Here is a 16,318-nt window from a genome sequence, read left to right as displayed (position 1 = left end):
AATTGGGAGAATAATATATGAAAAGCTTTGAAATGATTAATAGAAAACAGCATACACAAAATAATTTAAAAGAGATAATGAACAAGAATAATTGGACATCTTATTATGTCTCTAAGTTTTCAGGAGTAGATAGAAAAACAATATCTAAAATAAAAAATGATGAATTTTCTGTTATCAGTAGCGATACATTATTAAGTATTGCATATAATTTAAAGATTAATTTAAATGATTTAGTTAATCCAGTTAATAGTGCAATTAAATTGCATTCAACAATTCAGAATTTTCAATTTAATGAGTTATTAGGTGACATTTTGCATAAATACACAAATATGTACTTTACAATTAATCCTTATAATAATAACCATTGTGTCAATGTATATTCTAAGTATTTACATAAATTTCATTTTAGAGGTAATTTTAGAATCAATTGTTCTAGTAATAACAGTCCAACATTGCAGATAACTGATTTTGACTTAGATTTTGATAAAGAATATAAAAGAATTAATATAAAAAATTTTACTAATAAAATGCTTATTGCTATTGAGGATTATTCAAAAAAACTAGGAATTAAATGTATAGAACATAGAATAAATTTATTTTGTAGAAATCAAAAAAGTGAAAATTATATGATATATTCTAATGGTGACAATCTAATGCTTAATACCCTTATAAAAAATAAATATATTGAATGCAAATTTAAAAATAAATACTTAATTATAAGTAATTCTAATGAACTATTATCAAAATGTAACAATGATTTTGACTTTCATGAGTTTTTATTATCAAAAAAAATTAATTAGAAAGGTATTTTATGAGATCAAAAGACATTTACACATTCTTATCCAATGAGGATGATTATTACAGTTTTAAATATGCGGGATACAATAATGGGGGCAGCATTATTGTATACTATGTACCTAGAGATGAGGTTAATAGTGTTTTAGATAAACATGCTGAATTAAAGTATTCCGGAGTTTATTTACTAATGAATGTTGATGAAAAACATTCAATTAATGAAGAAACTAATATCTATGTAGGTCAAGCTAAGAATATTAATAAAAGGACTTACGAACATAACGTTGATAAAGAAGCATGGTGGAATTTAGCCATTTTATTCATTAAAAATAATGATATATCATTTACGCAAGATGAAATATTATATCTTGAACGCTATATGTATCAGTTAATTAATAAAAAGGGTGTTGTTACATTATATTCTGATCATCAACCTAGTGGGACTTCCAAGATTAGTTTACGTGACCAAGAAAACTTTAAAAATGACTTTGCTGATCTAGATACATTATTACGAATATTGAGTTTGCCAATCTTTCATATTAAAAAAACAAAAGTTGAAAATAAACAAATTGATCATTCAAGTAATGAATTATCTGATATTTCTCAAACTGTATTTCATATGAATGGTCGTGATAGTGATGCCAGAGCTATTATGCAAAAAGAATTTAAAGTTTTAAAAGGTTCTAAATTATCACCAAAAGATTTTAGTAGTAGTTTTACAGCTGCTAATTTAAAAAATTATCAATCATTAGTTGATGCAGGAATTATTAAAGATGATGTATTTCAAACTGATTATACATTTAATAGTCCATCAACAGCTGCGAAGATGATTTATAAATCTTCCGCTAATGGTAACAAGCTTTGGCATGATAAAAAGGGTAAGATGTTAAAAGAATACTTAAACAAATAAAGAGCATATCCGGCTGGATATGCTCTTTATTTTATTTAAAATTTATTTATCTGAACTTGAACTACTTGCATTACTATTTTGATTTGCTTGTTGATTAGATGATTCATTTTGGCTTTGTTGTTTATTTTGATCATCGTTTGATGTACTTTGCTCATTGTTTTGAGCATCTTGTTGCTTGTTATATTCTTGTTTTTGTTGATCATTACTATCTTGCTTATCTTCATCATTATTAGATTGATCATCGGACTTATCTTGATCATCATGATTATCTGCATTTTCTTTATTACTTTCTTCAGATGAAGAACTTTGTTCACTAGCTGAATTTTGATCTTCGTTATCTTGATTATCATTGTTTTTGTCTTTATCTTCATCTTGGTTCTCATCAGGTTGATCTTGGTCGTTATCATCATCGTCATCTTCATCATTATGTTTATCATTTGAGTCTTCAGAAGAAGAATTATCACTTGATGAAGAGCTTTCACTAGATGGTTCGGACGAAGAACTACTACTTTGTGATGAAGAGCTACTGCCACTACTACTTGAATCATCATTATCAGAAGTATTAGTGACGTCAATTTTATTATTTGAACTATTAGCCGCATTTGAAATTAATTCGTTAATACCAAACAATGCCAATGCAGTTACGATAATAATCAACCAATTTAAAATGTTACTTTCCCATTTCATCCCCGCTGGTTTAGTAGAAGGAGCGTGTCGATTTTCATCAGACTTAGGTGTCACTAATAAAATAAAAACAATGATTATCCCAAAAATAGGAATCAATAATAGCCATAAAAAGTGTGCGGAAAAGTTAGCATCATGCAGACGACGAATAGCTGCAGTAAAAGTCATGATTAGGCCAAAAGCACTGATAATTGAATATAAAATGACTGACCATAAACTACCATTAGTCCCTAAAACAAGGGTGAAAAATAGTAGATTGATAATAGCTATAGTGACATAGCCTAGCCAGAAATCAATTCGTTCTGTTTTCCCTTCAATATAAAACATGTTGGACCACATTTTTTTGAATGCAGTAATTAAATTGTGATTTTCCATTTCTTCATTATTCATAATTTATAGAACTCCATATTTAATAATTTATTTAGATTATAGTTTTTATTACTTAACTTTAGATTAAAAACTCAGTAAGTCTATTGTAAAGATACTGACTGAAAAATGCCAATTTAAAATGATTAAGGTGGTTATTCTTTAGTTTTAAACAATTTGGTACTATATTCTAAGTAGATGGGGGATTATATAATGAAATTGAATAACAAATTATTCTTAACATTTTTATTCGTACTATCAATTTTTATATTAGTTGGTAGTTATCATGTAACTACTAAAGCAGCTTTTAAGCCTGCTATTGTTACCTCTTTTCCTAAAGCAATGCGTGGACACTGGTATGCTACAGATGGGAAAGTTAGCTATTATATAGGTAAAAAATTACTTTATTATAAAAATGGCAAGTATTCATACAAGTCATATTTACATAATTTGAATCAACAAAAACAACATCCCATTGGAGTGGGTTCTCTATACAAAAAGAATCCTACAATTGATTGGTTGTATGCATACAAAATAAAAGCCCACGCTCTTAATTGGATTAATGCACTTGTTTGGAATTCAGGTGCTGGGGATGGTACTTTTTATAATTTTTCTAAGCATAATGGTCACCAAGTGTTGAGTTCTGCTTATGGTGTTGGTATATGGGGAACTGAACACTATWATCGCAGCTTTAAGTTAGCAAAACAATTCATGCATAAACGTTATCCACATTATAGTTACTACGAAGATTAATTGGCAATTTATATATTCAAAATAATTACCTTTTTTCACAAATAGTCTTATAATCGATTTAATTCATAGACGTTAGATTTGAAACTGAGGTGATTAATAATGAAATTATTAAACTCCAATGGTGATATTAAGATTTTACCAAGAGCTGTGCACAAAATTGCTAGTTTTTCTATTAATGGTAAGCATATTCAAGAATATGATTCTAATTATTCATATAGTGCAGTCCAGAAATATTTAAAACGAATTATTAGTAATCCTGAAAAACTGAATTTTTTAGATGCAGTTATTCGCTATAACTACTGGTACAAGCCAGTATTATTATCAGTTAATCATGACAATATGAATAAATCATACAATAATGAAACATTGATTAAGTTATACAAAGAAGCTTTAAAAATTTCACCTAACAATGAAAAATATCTATTGGGACTAGCATCGATGTATCGATTAAGTAAAAATTTAAATTTAGCTACTGGTATTTGGCAAAAAGTGTTACAAATTAATCCTAACAATTATCAAGCTTTATTGAGTTTAGCTGTTTATACGCAGTTTAATAAAAATCAAAAGGCATTTAAACGTTCACTAACACGTTTAAATGAAATTGATGGTCAACAGACTAAGCAAGTTGAGGGATGGCTGAGATATTTAGAGGAACTTAAAACCATTCGACTTACAACTAATCTAAATCGAGTTTATGATGACAATACTAGTAAACATTTCATTGTCATCTTAGGGGCTTCTTTGACGGCTGCAGGTAAGATGAAATTAAAGCTTAAGAAACGTTTACGTGCAGGATTAAAATTAGCTAAAAGAATGCCTAACACTAGAATCTTAGTTAGTGGGGGTAAATTGCCACGTGAACCAGACTTTGAAGCAAAAGTTATGAAGCAATGGTTGATTAATCATGGCATTAAGTCCAAACGTATTTTTGAAGAAACTTATTCTCGCGATACTGTCCAGAATACGGTTAATTCGACTGATATTTTAAATGAAAATGGTGCTAAAACAGTCACAGTTATTTCTAATGCCTCTCATATGAAACGTTCATACACGCTGTTTAAGACAGCTCGTCTAATTACTAATGGTAAATATCTATTAGATCAATACGTAGTCTTTGAATCAAAAGATGAATTCAAAGCACTCGAAAATAATTCACGTGATATTCCTAAAATTATTAATGATTTATTAAGAGTCGCTGGCTTTTGGCTATTGCCAGGAATTCAAAGATAAAGAAACCAGCATTATGGGTTAATCCCATAACGCTGGTTTTTATTTTTTATGAATATATAAATTAATATTGTGTATGATATTAAGCAGATACTGGTCAATATTGGGAACTGCATGAAATACTTTATTATATTAAATATTACTAAAACAACATAAGAGATGATGAATATATATGCTAAGACTTTCATTAATCTTGTGGGCATCCATTTTTCCAAAAAGTTGATATTGGGATCTACTATTTTCATACTATTCAATACTTTATGAATTTTATAGTTATTATAAATTAATTCAAAAGTTAATAAAGGAAACAAGATGGTACTTATATCAAATGAAGAAAAAGTTATTGTAATTAAAGTGAGCAGACTAAATAAAATTGTGCCAATGTTGTGCCAAATTATTTTAGAATGAATTTTCTGTTCTGGAATTAATTCTTTTAATGGAGTTTTATAACACTGACTAAACTTAGTCATGGTGAAAAATTCAGGTAGAATATATCCAGATTCAATTTGTTTAATTGCTTTTGCATTGATTGATGTTTGTATAGCGACTTCGCTCACACTTAAATCTTTGCTATAACGAATTATACGTAATCTTTGTCCAATCAATCGCATTTAATCACATCCTTATACTTTTTATTTGTAAATTACTTTTTTAAATTTCTCGTATAAATTTATATTTATATATAGTAAAATTAATATATAACATACGACTTAATGATCATATCCAGGAGGGTATCTAAATGTTTAACGATAAAATAGTTTTTAACTACATGTACAATTTGTGGGTTGCAGTTATTTCTGATTTGAAAGATAAAGAAGTCGAAGAAATTGGTCAAGAATTGCAAGCAAAGTACAGTAAAGAATATAATGACCAAAATGATACCAATTTATCAGATGATGATTTCATTGATATGGTTTCTAATTACACTGAATCAATTCGTGAACAAGCAGTCAGTGATGCTGAAGAAGATGTCAAAAATCATAAAGCACCTAAATTTATTAAAAGTGGTTCTACTTGGAATGTATAGAAAGGTTATCCAAATTTGGATAACCATTTTTATTACTCATATTTATCAACATCCCAAACTAGAATTGACGCTAAAATAGCTATCATGCCAAAAACTAATAACATTGCACCAAATGCACCTAATCTATCAAAATTAATTACCATTAATGCTATTCCAGCAATTAGTAATGTAATTGAGAGTATATAAGAAACACCTCTAGTTAAATGTTTTTTTATCTTTGCGTTTAATGGATTGTATAATCCCAAAGGGTTAACTATTTTATCTAATCGCCCCCAGTGATTACTCCAAAGACTACCAATAAATCCAATTGTAAATAAAATCGAATATGGAATAAATGAATCATAATTAATTACAAAGATAGAAATTAAAAATGGAATCATCGATAAATCACTTACTAAATATCTTCTGTTAACTTCATCTTTAACATCTTCCTTATTAACCAAATCATCTAACGATAAATTGTAATATTTACTTATTTTATCTAATTGGAAAATGTTTGGCTTTTCATTATTAATTTCAAAACTATAAATTTTATTTGCTGAAATCTTAGTATTAGCTGCCAATTCTTGAATTGATATTTCTTTATCATCTCTAAGATTTTTCAATCTTTCTCCTAAACTCATATTAAACGCCACCTTATGTATTTATAATTAGTATAAAAAAGACATATATTATTTACAACCGATAATTAAAAATTATAGATGTTATTTGATCTATAGTTAACTATAGGTTGTATGTTAGGAATTGATAAATAATTTAACAAACAAATTATTTGTATTTAAAATTTTGATATAAGAAAATGTATTTACATAATAAATAATTTAGGTAAGGGGATTTGAAAATGAAAAATACTTTATTTGTTGAACCTGGTAAAGTTAAGATTGAAAATATTGACAAGCCTCAAATTCAAGCTGACGATGATGTAATTCTTCGTGTTGTTCGTACTTGTGTTTGTGGATCTGATTTATGGGCATATCGTGGATTGTCTGATAAGGAAAAGAATTCACAAAACGGTGGTCATGAAGCTATCGGAGTTGTTGAATCAGTTGGTAAAGATATTACTACTGTAAAACCTGGTGACTTTGTGATTGCTCCATTTACTCACGGTTGTGGTAAATGTGCTGCATGTCGTGCTGGATACGATGGTAACTGTTTGAACCACAAAGACAATACTACTTCCGGTGCACAAGCTGAATTCTTACGTTATCAACATGCTGAATGGTCATTAGTTAAGGTTCCCGGTAATCCTGATGACTATAGTGATGCAATGTTAGACTCATTATTAGCATTATCTGATGTTATGGCTACTGGTTATCACGCTGCTCATGCTGCTGAAGTAAGCAAGGGTGATACAGTTGTCGTTGTTGGTGATGGTGCCGTTGGTCTATGTGGAGTTATTTCTGCACAAATGATGGGTGCTAAAAAGATTATCATCATGAGTCGTCATGAAGATCGTCAAAACTTAGCCTTTGAATTTGGTGCAACTGATGCTGTTGCTGAACGTGGTGACGAAGCTGTTGAAAAGGTTATGCAATTAACTAATAACCAAGGCGCTGATGCTGTACTTGAATGTGTTGGTACTGAACTATCAACTGAAACTGCACTTAAGGTTGCTCGTCCAGGTGCAAGTGTTGGTCGTGTTGGTCTTCCACATGTTAAGAACCCAGATGTTGTTACACCATTCATTAAGAATGTTGCATTATCCGGTGGAATTGCTTCAGTAACAACTTATGATAAAGATGTTCTATTAAAGGCTGTTTTAGATGGAGAAATTCATCCAGGAAAAGTCTTTACTAAGAGCTTTGACCTAGATAATATTGATGATGCATATCAAGCTATGACTAATCGTGAAGCTATCAAGGCTGCAATTACAATTGATTAATTAAAAAATATCTTAATGAAAGCGACTACTTTTTGGTAGTCGCTTTATTTTTTGTTTTTTTAATATGATAATAAATATTTAATATGGCAATGATTAACACAAATGTGAATTCATTTAACGGAGTTGTATCATATTGAGTAAATAAGAATATTATTGCACTTGTAATTAAAACAATTGTTAATATTACTTCAGTAACTATTAAAGCCCGTAGATTAGTAAAAATTTTTTCAAACCATGTGCTACTATATAAATCTAATCTTTTTTCCAAAGTTACGAATTTCCTCTGAACATAAACAAAGGATGCGCATATTATTATAAAAACTAATAATAATAATAGTTGCACCCATAAATTAATGTTTAAAGCATTCTCAAAAAATATTAAAAGATATGCAAATAGAACAGCACAACCTAATATATTAAGTCCAATCTGAATTGGTCTTAATCCAACTTTTACATCTTTTTTATCCAAAAATTCTTTCATTCCCACATCTTCTTTTAATAAAGTATCTAAAGAAATATGATAAAAATTACTAATTTGAATTAAGCTATTAATATCGGGGTAACTATTTTCATTTTCCCAACTAGAAATTGTTTTACGTGAAACTTTAAAAATAACTGCAACATTATCTTGCGTCAGCTCTTTCTTATTTCTAGCGGTTTTTAATCTCTCACCAAAACGCATTTGAACACTTTCTTTCTTTAAGTTATTTACATATATCATATATATTTTTTATTGAAATAACTAGCTAAGTTTCTTGGCATCATTGTTATATCAACATTTTAATTTTGTGATATGATTTGTATTAAAGATAAAACAAGGAGAAAATTATGCAAACTGACCAATTATTAAATTTATTTATTAACCATAAAAATGAATGGCTGTCAGGAAATGAATTAGCTAGTAAACTATCAATTAGCCGAACGATGATTTGGAAGCTGATTCGTAATTTAAAACAATCAGGACATCAAATCGAAAGTAAGAAAAATGCTGGGTATAAATATATTGGATCTAATAATTTTGATCGATTATTGATTCAAAAAAATTTACACGCACCATTTGACGTTCAGACCTTTAATGAAGTTGATTCAACTAATACTTATGCTAAAAAATTATTAAGTCAAAATAAGATATCGGACCCGATGGTGATTGTAGCTGATAAACAAACTGCTGGTCATGGTCGTCGTGGGCGTGAATTTTATTCACCCAAAGATACAGGTATTTATATGAGTATGGTTTTACCAATTAAGGATAATGAAGTATTTGATGGTGGCTTGATAACTACTATGACGGCAGTTGCGACAGTCCATGGTTTAAAGCAATCCTATCCTAACGTTAATTTTCAATTAAAGTGGGTTAATGACATTTATGTAAATAATAAAAAGGTTTCGGGAATTTTAACTGAATCGGTCATGGATGTTGAATTGATGCACCCATCTGCGTTAATTATTGGCATTGGGATTAACCTTAACTCTAATCATTTTCCTAAAAATATGGGGCGACCAATTGGTGCAATTAGTGATAATAAAGTTGATAAAAATAAAGTAGTTACTGATATTCTAAATGAATTTTATAAGTTATATCCTAATTATCAAAAGGGTGAATTCATGGATGAATATCGTGATTTATCAATGTTGATTAATCATCAAGTTCAAATTGAAACTCATAGAGGCTTAATTACTGGTAAAGTTGTTGATTTTGATCATCATGGCAGATTAATTTTAGATGATGGTAATGAAACAAAGTCTATAATGACCGGTGAAGTAGTTAAAGTTCATTTTTAAAATAAATTGAATGGTGAAAGACACATTTTGCATTAAATTGGTGTTGACAATTTGGACAATAATTCATTTTGTACTGATCATAATTAAGCAAAGTTTGGCAATTACCGCATAATATATTATGTAATTGTTTCACCGAAACAGCTTTAAATAAGTGATTATTTAAGGCATCATGGCATTTGTAGCAAGCATAAAATTGATGACATTGTTGGCACATTAAGGCTACAATGTCATTTTTATTATGGTAATGGATACAGCGTCCTTTGTAATCTAAATTAATACCGTGTATTTTCATTTTTTCTCCTAACTGTTAACTTAAATTGACATATTTGTTAACTAATTATATCATTATTATTTGTTAACGTTATTTTTAATATCAGTTAACTAATACATATGTGAGGTAACTTATGAAAACTAAAGACTTAACACAAATCGCTTTAATGACCGCTTTAATTATTGTTTTAGGAATGTTTCCAGGCATTCCAATTTTGATGATTCCAGTGCCAATTGTGCTGCAAAATTTTGGTATTATGTTATCCGGTATCTTATTAGGCGGTAAAAAGGGAACCATTGCAGTTTTAATATTTATGCTGCTGGTGATGATGGGATTCCCATTTTTATCAGGATTTCGTGGCGGTATTGCTGTATTTGTTAGTCCAACTGCTGGATATTTATTTGCATGGATGTTAACGCCAATGCTCATAGCCTTTATTAATCGGATGATTAAACATTATATAAACTGTAAAAATAATTTTGGACCATTATTAATATCTACATTGTTAACCTCAGTTTGTTTTACCTATTTAATAGCAATTTTGTGGTTAAGCATTCAAAGTCACGTTTCACTGTCAGCTGCATTTTATGCTAATGCATTATTTATCCCAGGGGATGTTTTAAAGGCAATTATAGCGGTATTGCTGGCACAAAGATTAAATAAAATAATCAAATAAAAAAGGCAGATTCATTGGAATCTGCCTTTGATATTAATTATTTAAATTGCTAATTAACATTTTAGCAACAGCTTTAGCTGAAAAAGGATTTTGTCCAGTTATAATATGACCATCTTGAACAACAAATTCTTTATATGCACGACGTTTTTTAAAAATGGCACCATGTTGTTCAGCAATTTCTTGGTTAAAAAATGGCACTAGTTTTAATTTACCAGCGATCATCTCTTCTGCTTTTGTAAAACCAGTTACATTTTTTTTATTAATTAGGTATTTACCGTTGCCATCTCTTATATTTAAAAGTCCAGCAATGCCATGGCAAACTGAAGTAATGAAACCGTTATTATTATAAATAGTTCTGGAAATATTTTGTATTTCTACATTATTTGTAAAATCCCACATAACGCCATGACCACCAGTGTAGTAAATTGCAATATATTCGCTGGAATTAATGTCACTAGGTTTCAAGGATTTGCAAAGCGCACGATCTTGAAAATCACTGATTTCATAATCTTCCATAATGTCTTCATTTACATATTTCATACTGCGTGGATCAATCGGCACAAAACCACCTTTAGGACTGACATAATCAACTGAATATCCGGCTTGATGAACGACATCTACAAATTCTGTAGCTTCACCTAGCCAAAGCCCAGTGGGCTCATTTGTATGCCTGTATCTAGTGGTATTTGTTAAGACTACCAGGATTTTTTTCATGTTTCTATCCCCAATATAAATTAATTAATTTTATTATATAGCACATTTGGTCTAAAATGAAGTATATAGTAAGGAGATAATATATAATGAAAACAATGATTTTTGCACATCGTGGTATCCCAGTTAAGTTTCCTGAAAATTCTTTAGAAGGCTTTAAATATTGTATTGAAAATAATGCCGATGCAGTTGAATTTGATGTCCATTTAACTAAAGATGGCATTCCAGTCATTATGCATGATGAAAAAATTGACCGCACAACTGATGGTGAAGGCTTAATTAATTCTTATGATTTTGATGAATTGCGTAAATTTAAATTAGGTAATGGGGAAGCAATTCCCAGCTTGAAAGAATTTTTAAATCTATTTTCTGGTAAAGATATTAGATTAAACCTTGAGTTTAAGACTAATAAAATTCATTACCAAGATATTGAAGAAAAAGTTATGAACATGGTTAACGATACTAACTTAATGTATCCGGTGATTTATTCTTCATTTAACATTGATAGTATTAAAGTAGCTCAAAGAATTGATCCTAATCAGGATTATAATTTTCTATTCGACAAAAGAATGAATGTTGATCCTAAACTATTTATGGAAAGCGAACACCTTAATAGTTTACATCCTGGTACATACATTCCAGGCATTGAAGATCATGAAAGAATTTGGACTGTTGATGATGATATGGAAATTCATCAATTATGTAAGATTGGTATCCAAGGTATTTTTACTAATGATTTTGAAAAAGCTCAGAAAATTAGGAATACAATCTAGATAAAAGTCTTATCCTTTGAATTAAACATGTACAAGTGTTACAACAGAATTAAAGGAGATGATATTATGAATTTTGATGATATCAAGAATAAGGCTAGTGAAACTGCTAGTGATTTAAAAGGCAAAGCTTCAGAAGCAGCTGGCAAAGCTAAAGGAAAGGCTTCTGAAATGTCTGGTAAAGCCAAAGGTAAAATGTCTGAAATGACTAACAAAGCCGACTCAGATAAATAATATCAATAACAAATTACTAAAATGTACATGCTATACTTAGCATGTACATTTTTTTGTGAAAAGAGTTGAACATATAAATGATAACCATCGAGTATTTTAATAATCACTATTTTTATAAAAAAGATTTGCAACGTCTTTGTAGAAAATATGGATTGCCTGCAAATGGGACTAAAGCTGAATTAAACAATTATATTTTAAAAATGCTACATGGTGTGTTACCAAAAGATATTAAACCATTAAGAAAATTGAATAAGCAAAAATCTTTGCAATTTTCAGAGATTAGTTTAGATACTAAACTGTTTAATTCAGGATTTAAATTGAATAATGAAGCTAGAAAGTATTTTGCTAATTATTTTCATGTAGCTAACTTTCATTTTAAAAAGTCGATGGCAATTAAAATGAGGCAAGTACAGACAAATCATGATAATAGGGCAACCGTTAAAGATTTGATTTTAATATTAAATAAACCTAGTAAAGTATTAAGCAATTCTGAAGAAGATACGTATCAATGGAATCATTTTTTGCAAGATTTTTATAAAGATCCTTCATACCGAAAGTTTAATATGCCAATAAAAGTTGCTGCGATACTATGGAAAATTATACGTGATTCCAATCTTCCTAAAAAATACAATCACAACTTAATTATTGATTATTATTCATTAATTAAACAATACAAAAAAAGATGCTAAATAATTATTTAGCATCTTTTTGATTTAACTTATTATTAAGTTCTTCATAATGATTTAATTTATATTCTAAAACTTGCTGAGCATTTTTATATTTTAGAATTTGATATTTAATGTCATCTAATTGATCAGCAATTAGTTGTTTTCTTTGTTCAAAAGTTTGGTCACCATAGCTATATAACAACATATATTTTTGTAACTTATTGATAGTCATTCCAGCATTACGCATACAAGAAATGAATTCAATTTGTTTTAAATTTTCTTCATCATAATTTCGATAGCCATTGCTATCCTTATCGATTTTATATAGTAAGCTAATTCTTTCCCAATAATATAATGTTTGTTTAGAAATATTGTATTTTTTAGTTACTTCTGAAATTTGCATTAAACATTTTGACCAGTAGGGCGAACCAAGATTTCATTCATATTAACATTATCAGGTTGTTCCATCATAAAGATGGCTGAGTTAGCAACATCTTCAGCTGATAATGCCATATTTTTGTCTTTTGACATTTTAGTAATAGCTTCTTGGATTTGTTTGTTTCCAATTGTTGAAACTAAGTTAGTATCAACAGCACCTGGAGATACAATACCAGTCTTAATCCCATTACCGTGTTCTTCTTGGCGTAGACCTTCCATAATTGCACGAACAGCAAACTTAGTACTGTTATATACAGCAGAACCTGGGTAAACAACATGACCAGCAACAGAATCAGTAGCCATGATTAAACCTTTACCTTGCTTCTGCATAATTGGTAAAGTAGCTTTAATTCCATTTAAGACACCAATGACATTAGTATTAAACATTGCTTTCCAAGATTCTGGATCACTATCTACCAACTTATCTTGTGGCATAATACCGGCATTATTATAAATAATATCCACTTTGTCGAACTTATCAACCGCAGTTTTTACTAAAGCTTTAACATCTTCTAAATTAGTGACATCAGTTTTTTGGTAAACAACATTGGCCGGATTTTCAGTGCTATTAGCAATTGCTTTTAGTTTTTCTTCATTTCTAGCTCCGATTACAACTTTGGCACCCTTAGCGATTGCTTTTTTAGTAGTAGCAGCTCCCATACCAGAACTAGCACCAGTAATAACGATTACTTTATTTTGTAAAGTCATTATAAAACACTCCTTTATTGATTAAGTTCATTTATAATAAACCTTATACCCAACTATAATGCAAATGATTAGTCTTTTTTATTTATAAATACGTTATTATTGCCAAACCAAAATAATAATGTTGATATGATTGCAGCGATATACATTTGATGACCTACAAAATTGATACATAAACTATATATGGAAGTTATGACTATTATAGATGAAAAAATTATTGCAAATAATCTGTTAATTTTTATAAATAATAAAATATTCTGTAAAATTAATAACAGAATTAAAATAATTAATGTTATGTACAAAGATTTAGTAATTAAATTACTACTGTTATATGCAGGACCACCAATACCTCCATCTGAAAATGCGTAATTTAATCCTAGAAACACAATAGCAAATAAACTAATATAAAAGCTTAATAATTTAAAAAATAATTTCATATATACATCCTTTCTTTTGTAATTAACAATAACAAAAAATTTAGATACTAAAAAATACCAACTTACATTTAAGCAAGTTGGTATTTTTATATCAATTTTATTCTTGATTAATTTTCTTAATACCATGTGAATAGAATAACCATGCCACAATGATAAAGAAGACTGGTCCAAATAATGTCCAGAATGCAGTTTGAACATCATGATCCATCAATGGTTGGATGGTGGTGAAAATAATAGCAAATGCTAATGTAAGAATGGTAATCACAGTAGTTACATTTGTAAAGGTTTTGTTTTGATAGAAAATAAAGCCATTCTTATTTTGTGTAATCTTTTTCTTAAACAATGGAAATGCGATTACCAAGAATAAGTATGGAACCGCAGTCGTCATATTATTCATGTCAGTTAAAATTGTATAGAAAGCTTGAGCTGATGATCCACCAAATGAAACCCCAGCAATAATCAAGCAAATAACTAAACATTGAACCCAAAGTGCATGGGCAGGGACATCAAATTTATTAAGCTTAGTCATTGTCTTAGGCCATAATTTTTTTGGTGAACCTTCAATGAATGACTTAATTGGAGCATAGGTTAAGAAGATGAATTCACCTAAATAACTAATAAAACCAGTTAAACTGGTAAATCTAGCAACCCATTGTCCCATTACTAACGATTGACCAGAGTTTAAATGCAGGAAGTTATGCCCAAATTCAACACCCAAATTAGTTAGTAGGGCGAAACGAACATTTCCTAGATTAATATCACTATGGCCTAAATCACGAAGCCAGTTAGCACTAATTCCACACATTAGGATTCCTAATAGGTATCCAACAGTCATTACAACCGTAGCGATAATAACAGCACGAGGAAATGTTTTCTTAGGATTCTTGGTATTATCAGTAATACTACCTAATGTTTCCATTCCAGCATATGCAAAGATTGCATAAACTAAGAAAGAAAACATAGAAACTGGTGATTGAAAGGCAGGATTAGGTGAAGTTACCATGTTATGCATGTTAATTGGTTCAGCAAATTGTCCATGATTAGCCATTAATACTAAGATAGATAATCCAACAAAGATAACTAAATCCACAATTCCAATAATTCCACTGACGTATGATAATCCAGCAATGGACTTCATACCACGTGAAGCTAACCAAGTTACAAACATAATAACTAAAATTCCTAGTACACCAATGGTAGCAGTTGAATCTAAACCAAATAAATGCCAACTACCAGTAGTATCTTTACCAGAGATAGTAACGGCTAAAGGAATCCACATATTAGTAACTAATGAAACTAATGTGATGACCCAACCAGCTAGCCAGGTAAAACTACCTATAAATGCCCAACGCTTGCCAATAGTTTGTTCTAACCATGAGTAAATCCCACCATGAGCATCTTTAAAGGTGGAACCATATTCAGCAAACATTAAACTTGTAGGGATAAAAAATAAAATTGCCCCTAATATGTACCAAATAATACTTGAATAGCCCATCTGATAAAAGGCTGTTTGTGAATTAGAAATTCCAAAAATGGTTGAAAAGATAATTAATACTAATCCCATCGTGGAAATCTTCTTTTGACTCTGCATGTTTTCCATGAAACATTACTCCCTTCAATGAGGAAGATACTTTTAATTGATAAAACAAATTTAATTATTTATAATTCACAAGTATAAACAGTTAAGTTAATAAATAAAGGGAACTATTCAAATTGGAATAGTTCCCTTAAAGTATATTATCAACGTTTTATTTTATCGTCAGTTTACCTTAAAAGCACCCCGTAAGTTTCAACTTACGACAGTGCTTAGCTTATTAAGCTAAGCCCCAACAAATTAATTTGTTAAGCAAATTAATAGTTTCGGCAATTATCCCTTTCAACTTATATCAACATGTCTTAACTCATTACTTAAGTCTACTGATAATAATCGCGCCTCTTCCTTAGATATATTTAATTTACATTTATTATATTATCATTAATCT

At 29.4% G+C, this 16,318-nt stretch carries 20 protein-coding genes and 1 riboswitch; of the genes, 11 read left to right on the top strand and 9 right to left on the bottom strand.

Annotated elements, in window-relative coordinates; genetic code table 11:
* Nucleotides 1-17 precede the first annotated feature (17 nt).
* Both C7N71_RS01815 and C7N71_RS01810 read left to right on the top strand, forming a co-directional pair.
* Entirely contained in the window at nt 18-800 is a 783-nt protein-coding gene (locus C7N71_RS01815) for a helix-turn-helix domain-containing protein (RefSeq protein ID WP_105987475.1), read from the top strand.
* 11 nt (nt 801-811) lie between these two features.
* Nucleotides 812-1,705, top strand: coding sequence for a GIY-YIG nuclease family protein (locus tag C7N71_RS01810; protein ID WP_105987474.1), 894 nt, complete (start codon nt 812-814; stop codon nt 1,703-1,705).
* A gap of 42 nt (nt 1,706-1,747) precedes the next feature.
* Here the strand turns inward: C7N71_RS01810 and C7N71_RS01805 are convergent, their stop codons facing one another.
* Nucleotides 1,748-2,779 (bottom strand): DUF805 domain-containing protein, encoded by a 1,032-nt coding sequence (locus C7N71_RS01805; protein ID WP_105987473.1) that lies wholly within the window; start codon nt 2,777-2,779, stop codon nt 1,748-1,750.
* A 189-nt stretch (nt 2,780-2,968) separates the two neighbouring features.
* Here C7N71_RS01805 and C7N71_RS01800 point away from each other — a divergent pair, with 189 nt between their 5' ends.
* The gene (locus C7N71_RS01800) at nt 2,969-3,508 is read left to right on the top strand and encodes a hypothetical protein (RefSeq protein WP_105987472.1); all 540 of its coding nucleotides are present in this window, start codon (nt 2,969-2,971) and stop codon (nt 3,506-3,508) included.
* Nucleotides 3,509-3,607: 99 nt separating this feature from the next.
* Nucleotides 3,608-4,738 (top strand): YdcF family protein, encoded by a 1,131-nt coding sequence (locus C7N71_RS01795; RefSeq protein WP_105987471.1) that lies wholly within the window; start codon nt 3,608-3,610, stop codon nt 4,736-4,738.
* Between the two features lie 11 nt (nt 4,739-4,749).
* Here the strand turns inward: C7N71_RS01795 and C7N71_RS01790 are convergent, their stop codons facing one another.
* A complete protein-coding gene (locus C7N71_RS01790) occupies nt 4,750-5,346 on the bottom strand; it encodes a helix-turn-helix domain-containing protein (RefSeq protein WP_105987470.1) in 597 nt (198 codons plus the stop codon).
* 128 nt (nt 5,347-5,474) lie between these two features.
* Here C7N71_RS01790 and C7N71_RS01785 point away from each other — a divergent pair, with 128 nt between their 5' ends.
* The gene (locus C7N71_RS01785; protein ID WP_105987469.1) at nt 5,475-5,762 is read left to right on the top strand and encodes a hypothetical protein; all 288 of its coding nucleotides are present in this window, start codon (nt 5,475-5,477) and stop codon (nt 5,760-5,762) included.
* A gap of 32 nt (nt 5,763-5,794) precedes the next feature.
* On the opposite strand, the gene C7N71_RS01780 is transcribed toward C7N71_RS01785, so the two are convergent.
* A complete protein-coding gene (locus C7N71_RS01780) occupies nt 5,795-6,385 on the bottom strand; it encodes a helix-turn-helix domain-containing protein (protein WP_105987468.1) in 591 nt (196 codons plus the stop codon).
* A 218-nt stretch (nt 6,386-6,603) separates the two neighbouring features.
* Here C7N71_RS01780 and C7N71_RS01775 point away from each other — a divergent pair, with 218 nt between their 5' ends.
* Complete coding sequence (locus C7N71_RS01775) at nt 6,604-7,644, top strand: zinc-binding dehydrogenase (RefSeq protein WP_105987467.1); 1,041 nt, start codon at nt 6,604-6,606, stop codon at nt 7,642-7,644.
* Between the two features lie 25 nt (nt 7,645-7,669).
* Here the strand turns inward: C7N71_RS01775 and C7N71_RS01770 are convergent, their stop codons facing one another.
* Entirely contained in the window at nt 7,670-8,326 is a 657-nt protein-coding gene (locus tag C7N71_RS01770; protein WP_105987466.1) for a helix-turn-helix domain-containing protein, read from the bottom strand.
* Nucleotides 8,327-8,472: 146 nt separating this feature from the next.
* On the opposite strand from C7N71_RS01770, the gene C7N71_RS01765 reads away from it, so the two are divergent.
* Nucleotides 8,473-9,426 carry a biotin--[acetyl-CoA-carboxylase] ligase gene (locus C7N71_RS01765; protein ID WP_105987465.1) on the top strand — a complete coding sequence of 318 codons (954 nt, stop codon included), beginning with the start codon at nt 8,473-8,475 and terminating at the stop codon, nt 9,424-9,426.
* Here the strand turns inward: C7N71_RS01765 and C7N71_RS01760 are convergent.
* Complete coding sequence (locus tag C7N71_RS01760; RefSeq protein WP_105987464.1) at nt 9,410-9,718, bottom strand: CHY zinc finger protein; 309 nt, start codon at nt 9,716-9,718, stop codon at nt 9,410-9,412. The two genes, C7N71_RS01765 and C7N71_RS01760, sit on opposite strands and share 17 nt — an antisense overlap.
* Nucleotides 9,719-9,830: 112 nt before the next feature.
* Between C7N71_RS01760 and C7N71_RS01755 the strand changes: the two genes are divergently transcribed.
* Complete coding sequence (locus C7N71_RS01755; protein WP_105987463.1) at nt 9,831-10,373, top strand: biotin transporter BioY; 543 nt, start codon at nt 9,831-9,833, stop codon at nt 10,371-10,373.
* 33 nt (nt 10,374-10,406) lie between these two features.
* Here the strand turns inward: C7N71_RS01755 and C7N71_RS01750 are convergent, their stop codons facing one another.
* Complete coding sequence (locus C7N71_RS01750) at nt 10,407-11,087, bottom strand: type 1 glutamine amidotransferase domain-containing protein (protein ID WP_105987462.1); 681 nt, start codon at nt 11,085-11,087, stop codon at nt 10,407-10,409.
* A gap of 86 nt (nt 11,088-11,173) precedes the next feature.
* Between C7N71_RS01750 and C7N71_RS01745 the strand changes: the two genes are divergently transcribed.
* The 3 genes from C7N71_RS01745 to C7N71_RS01735 all read left to right on the top strand — a co-directional run bounded on the left by C7N71_RS01745 (nt 11,174) and on the right by C7N71_RS01735 (nt 12,777).
* Entirely contained in the window at nt 11,174-11,857 is a 684-nt protein-coding gene (locus C7N71_RS01745) for a glycerophosphodiester phosphodiesterase family protein (RefSeq protein WP_105987461.1), read from the top strand.
* Nucleotides 11,858-11,923: 66 nt separating this feature from the next.
* Nucleotides 11,924-12,088: a hypothetical protein gene (locus C7N71_RS01740; protein WP_225361858.1), complete on the top strand. Its 165-nt coding sequence runs from the start codon at nt 11,924-11,926 to the stop codon at nt 12,086-12,088.
* Nucleotides 12,089-12,165: 77 nt separating this feature from the next.
* Nucleotides 12,166-12,777 carry an SAP domain-containing protein gene (locus C7N71_RS01735; protein ID WP_105987460.1) on the top strand — a complete coding sequence of 204 codons (612 nt, stop codon included), beginning with the start codon at nt 12,166-12,168 and terminating at the stop codon, nt 12,775-12,777.
* A 4-nt stretch (nt 12,778-12,781) separates the two neighbouring features.
* Here C7N71_RS01735 and C7N71_RS01730 read toward each other — a convergent pair whose 3' ends face one another.
* From C7N71_RS01730 to yjeM, 3 genes are all read right to left on the bottom strand, one after another.
* Entirely contained in the window at nt 12,782-13,159 is a 378-nt protein-coding gene (locus C7N71_RS01730; protein WP_105987459.1) for a MerR family transcriptional regulator, read from the bottom strand.
* Nucleotides 13,159-13,902 carry an SDR family oxidoreductase gene (locus C7N71_RS01725; RefSeq protein WP_105987458.1) on the bottom strand — a complete coding sequence of 248 codons (744 nt, stop codon included), beginning with the start codon at nt 13,900-13,902 and terminating at the stop codon, nt 13,159-13,161. Before C7N71_RS01725 ends, C7N71_RS01730 begins: the two co-directional genes overlap by 1 nt.
* Nucleotides 13,903-14,433: 531 nt before the next feature.
* Nucleotides 14,434-15,936 carry a glutamate/gamma-aminobutyrate family transporter YjeM gene (gene yjeM, locus C7N71_RS01715; protein WP_318530528.1) on the bottom strand — a complete coding sequence of 501 codons (1,503 nt, stop codon included), beginning with the start codon at nt 15,934-15,936 and terminating at the stop codon, nt 14,434-14,436.
* Nucleotides 15,937-16,101: 165 nt separating this feature from the next.
* Nucleotides 16,102-16,282: riboswitch (Lysine riboswitch) on the bottom strand.
* Nucleotides 16,283-16,318: the final 36 nt, after the last annotated feature.

Source organism: Apilactobacillus timberlakei (genome assembly GCF_002993965.1).
Taxonomy (GTDB): domain Bacteria; phylum Bacillota; class Bacilli; order Lactobacillales; family Lactobacillaceae; genus Apilactobacillus; species Apilactobacillus timberlakei.
Note: the sequence above shows the minus strand (reverse complement) of the source record. Positions and strands in the feature narration are given on the sequence as shown.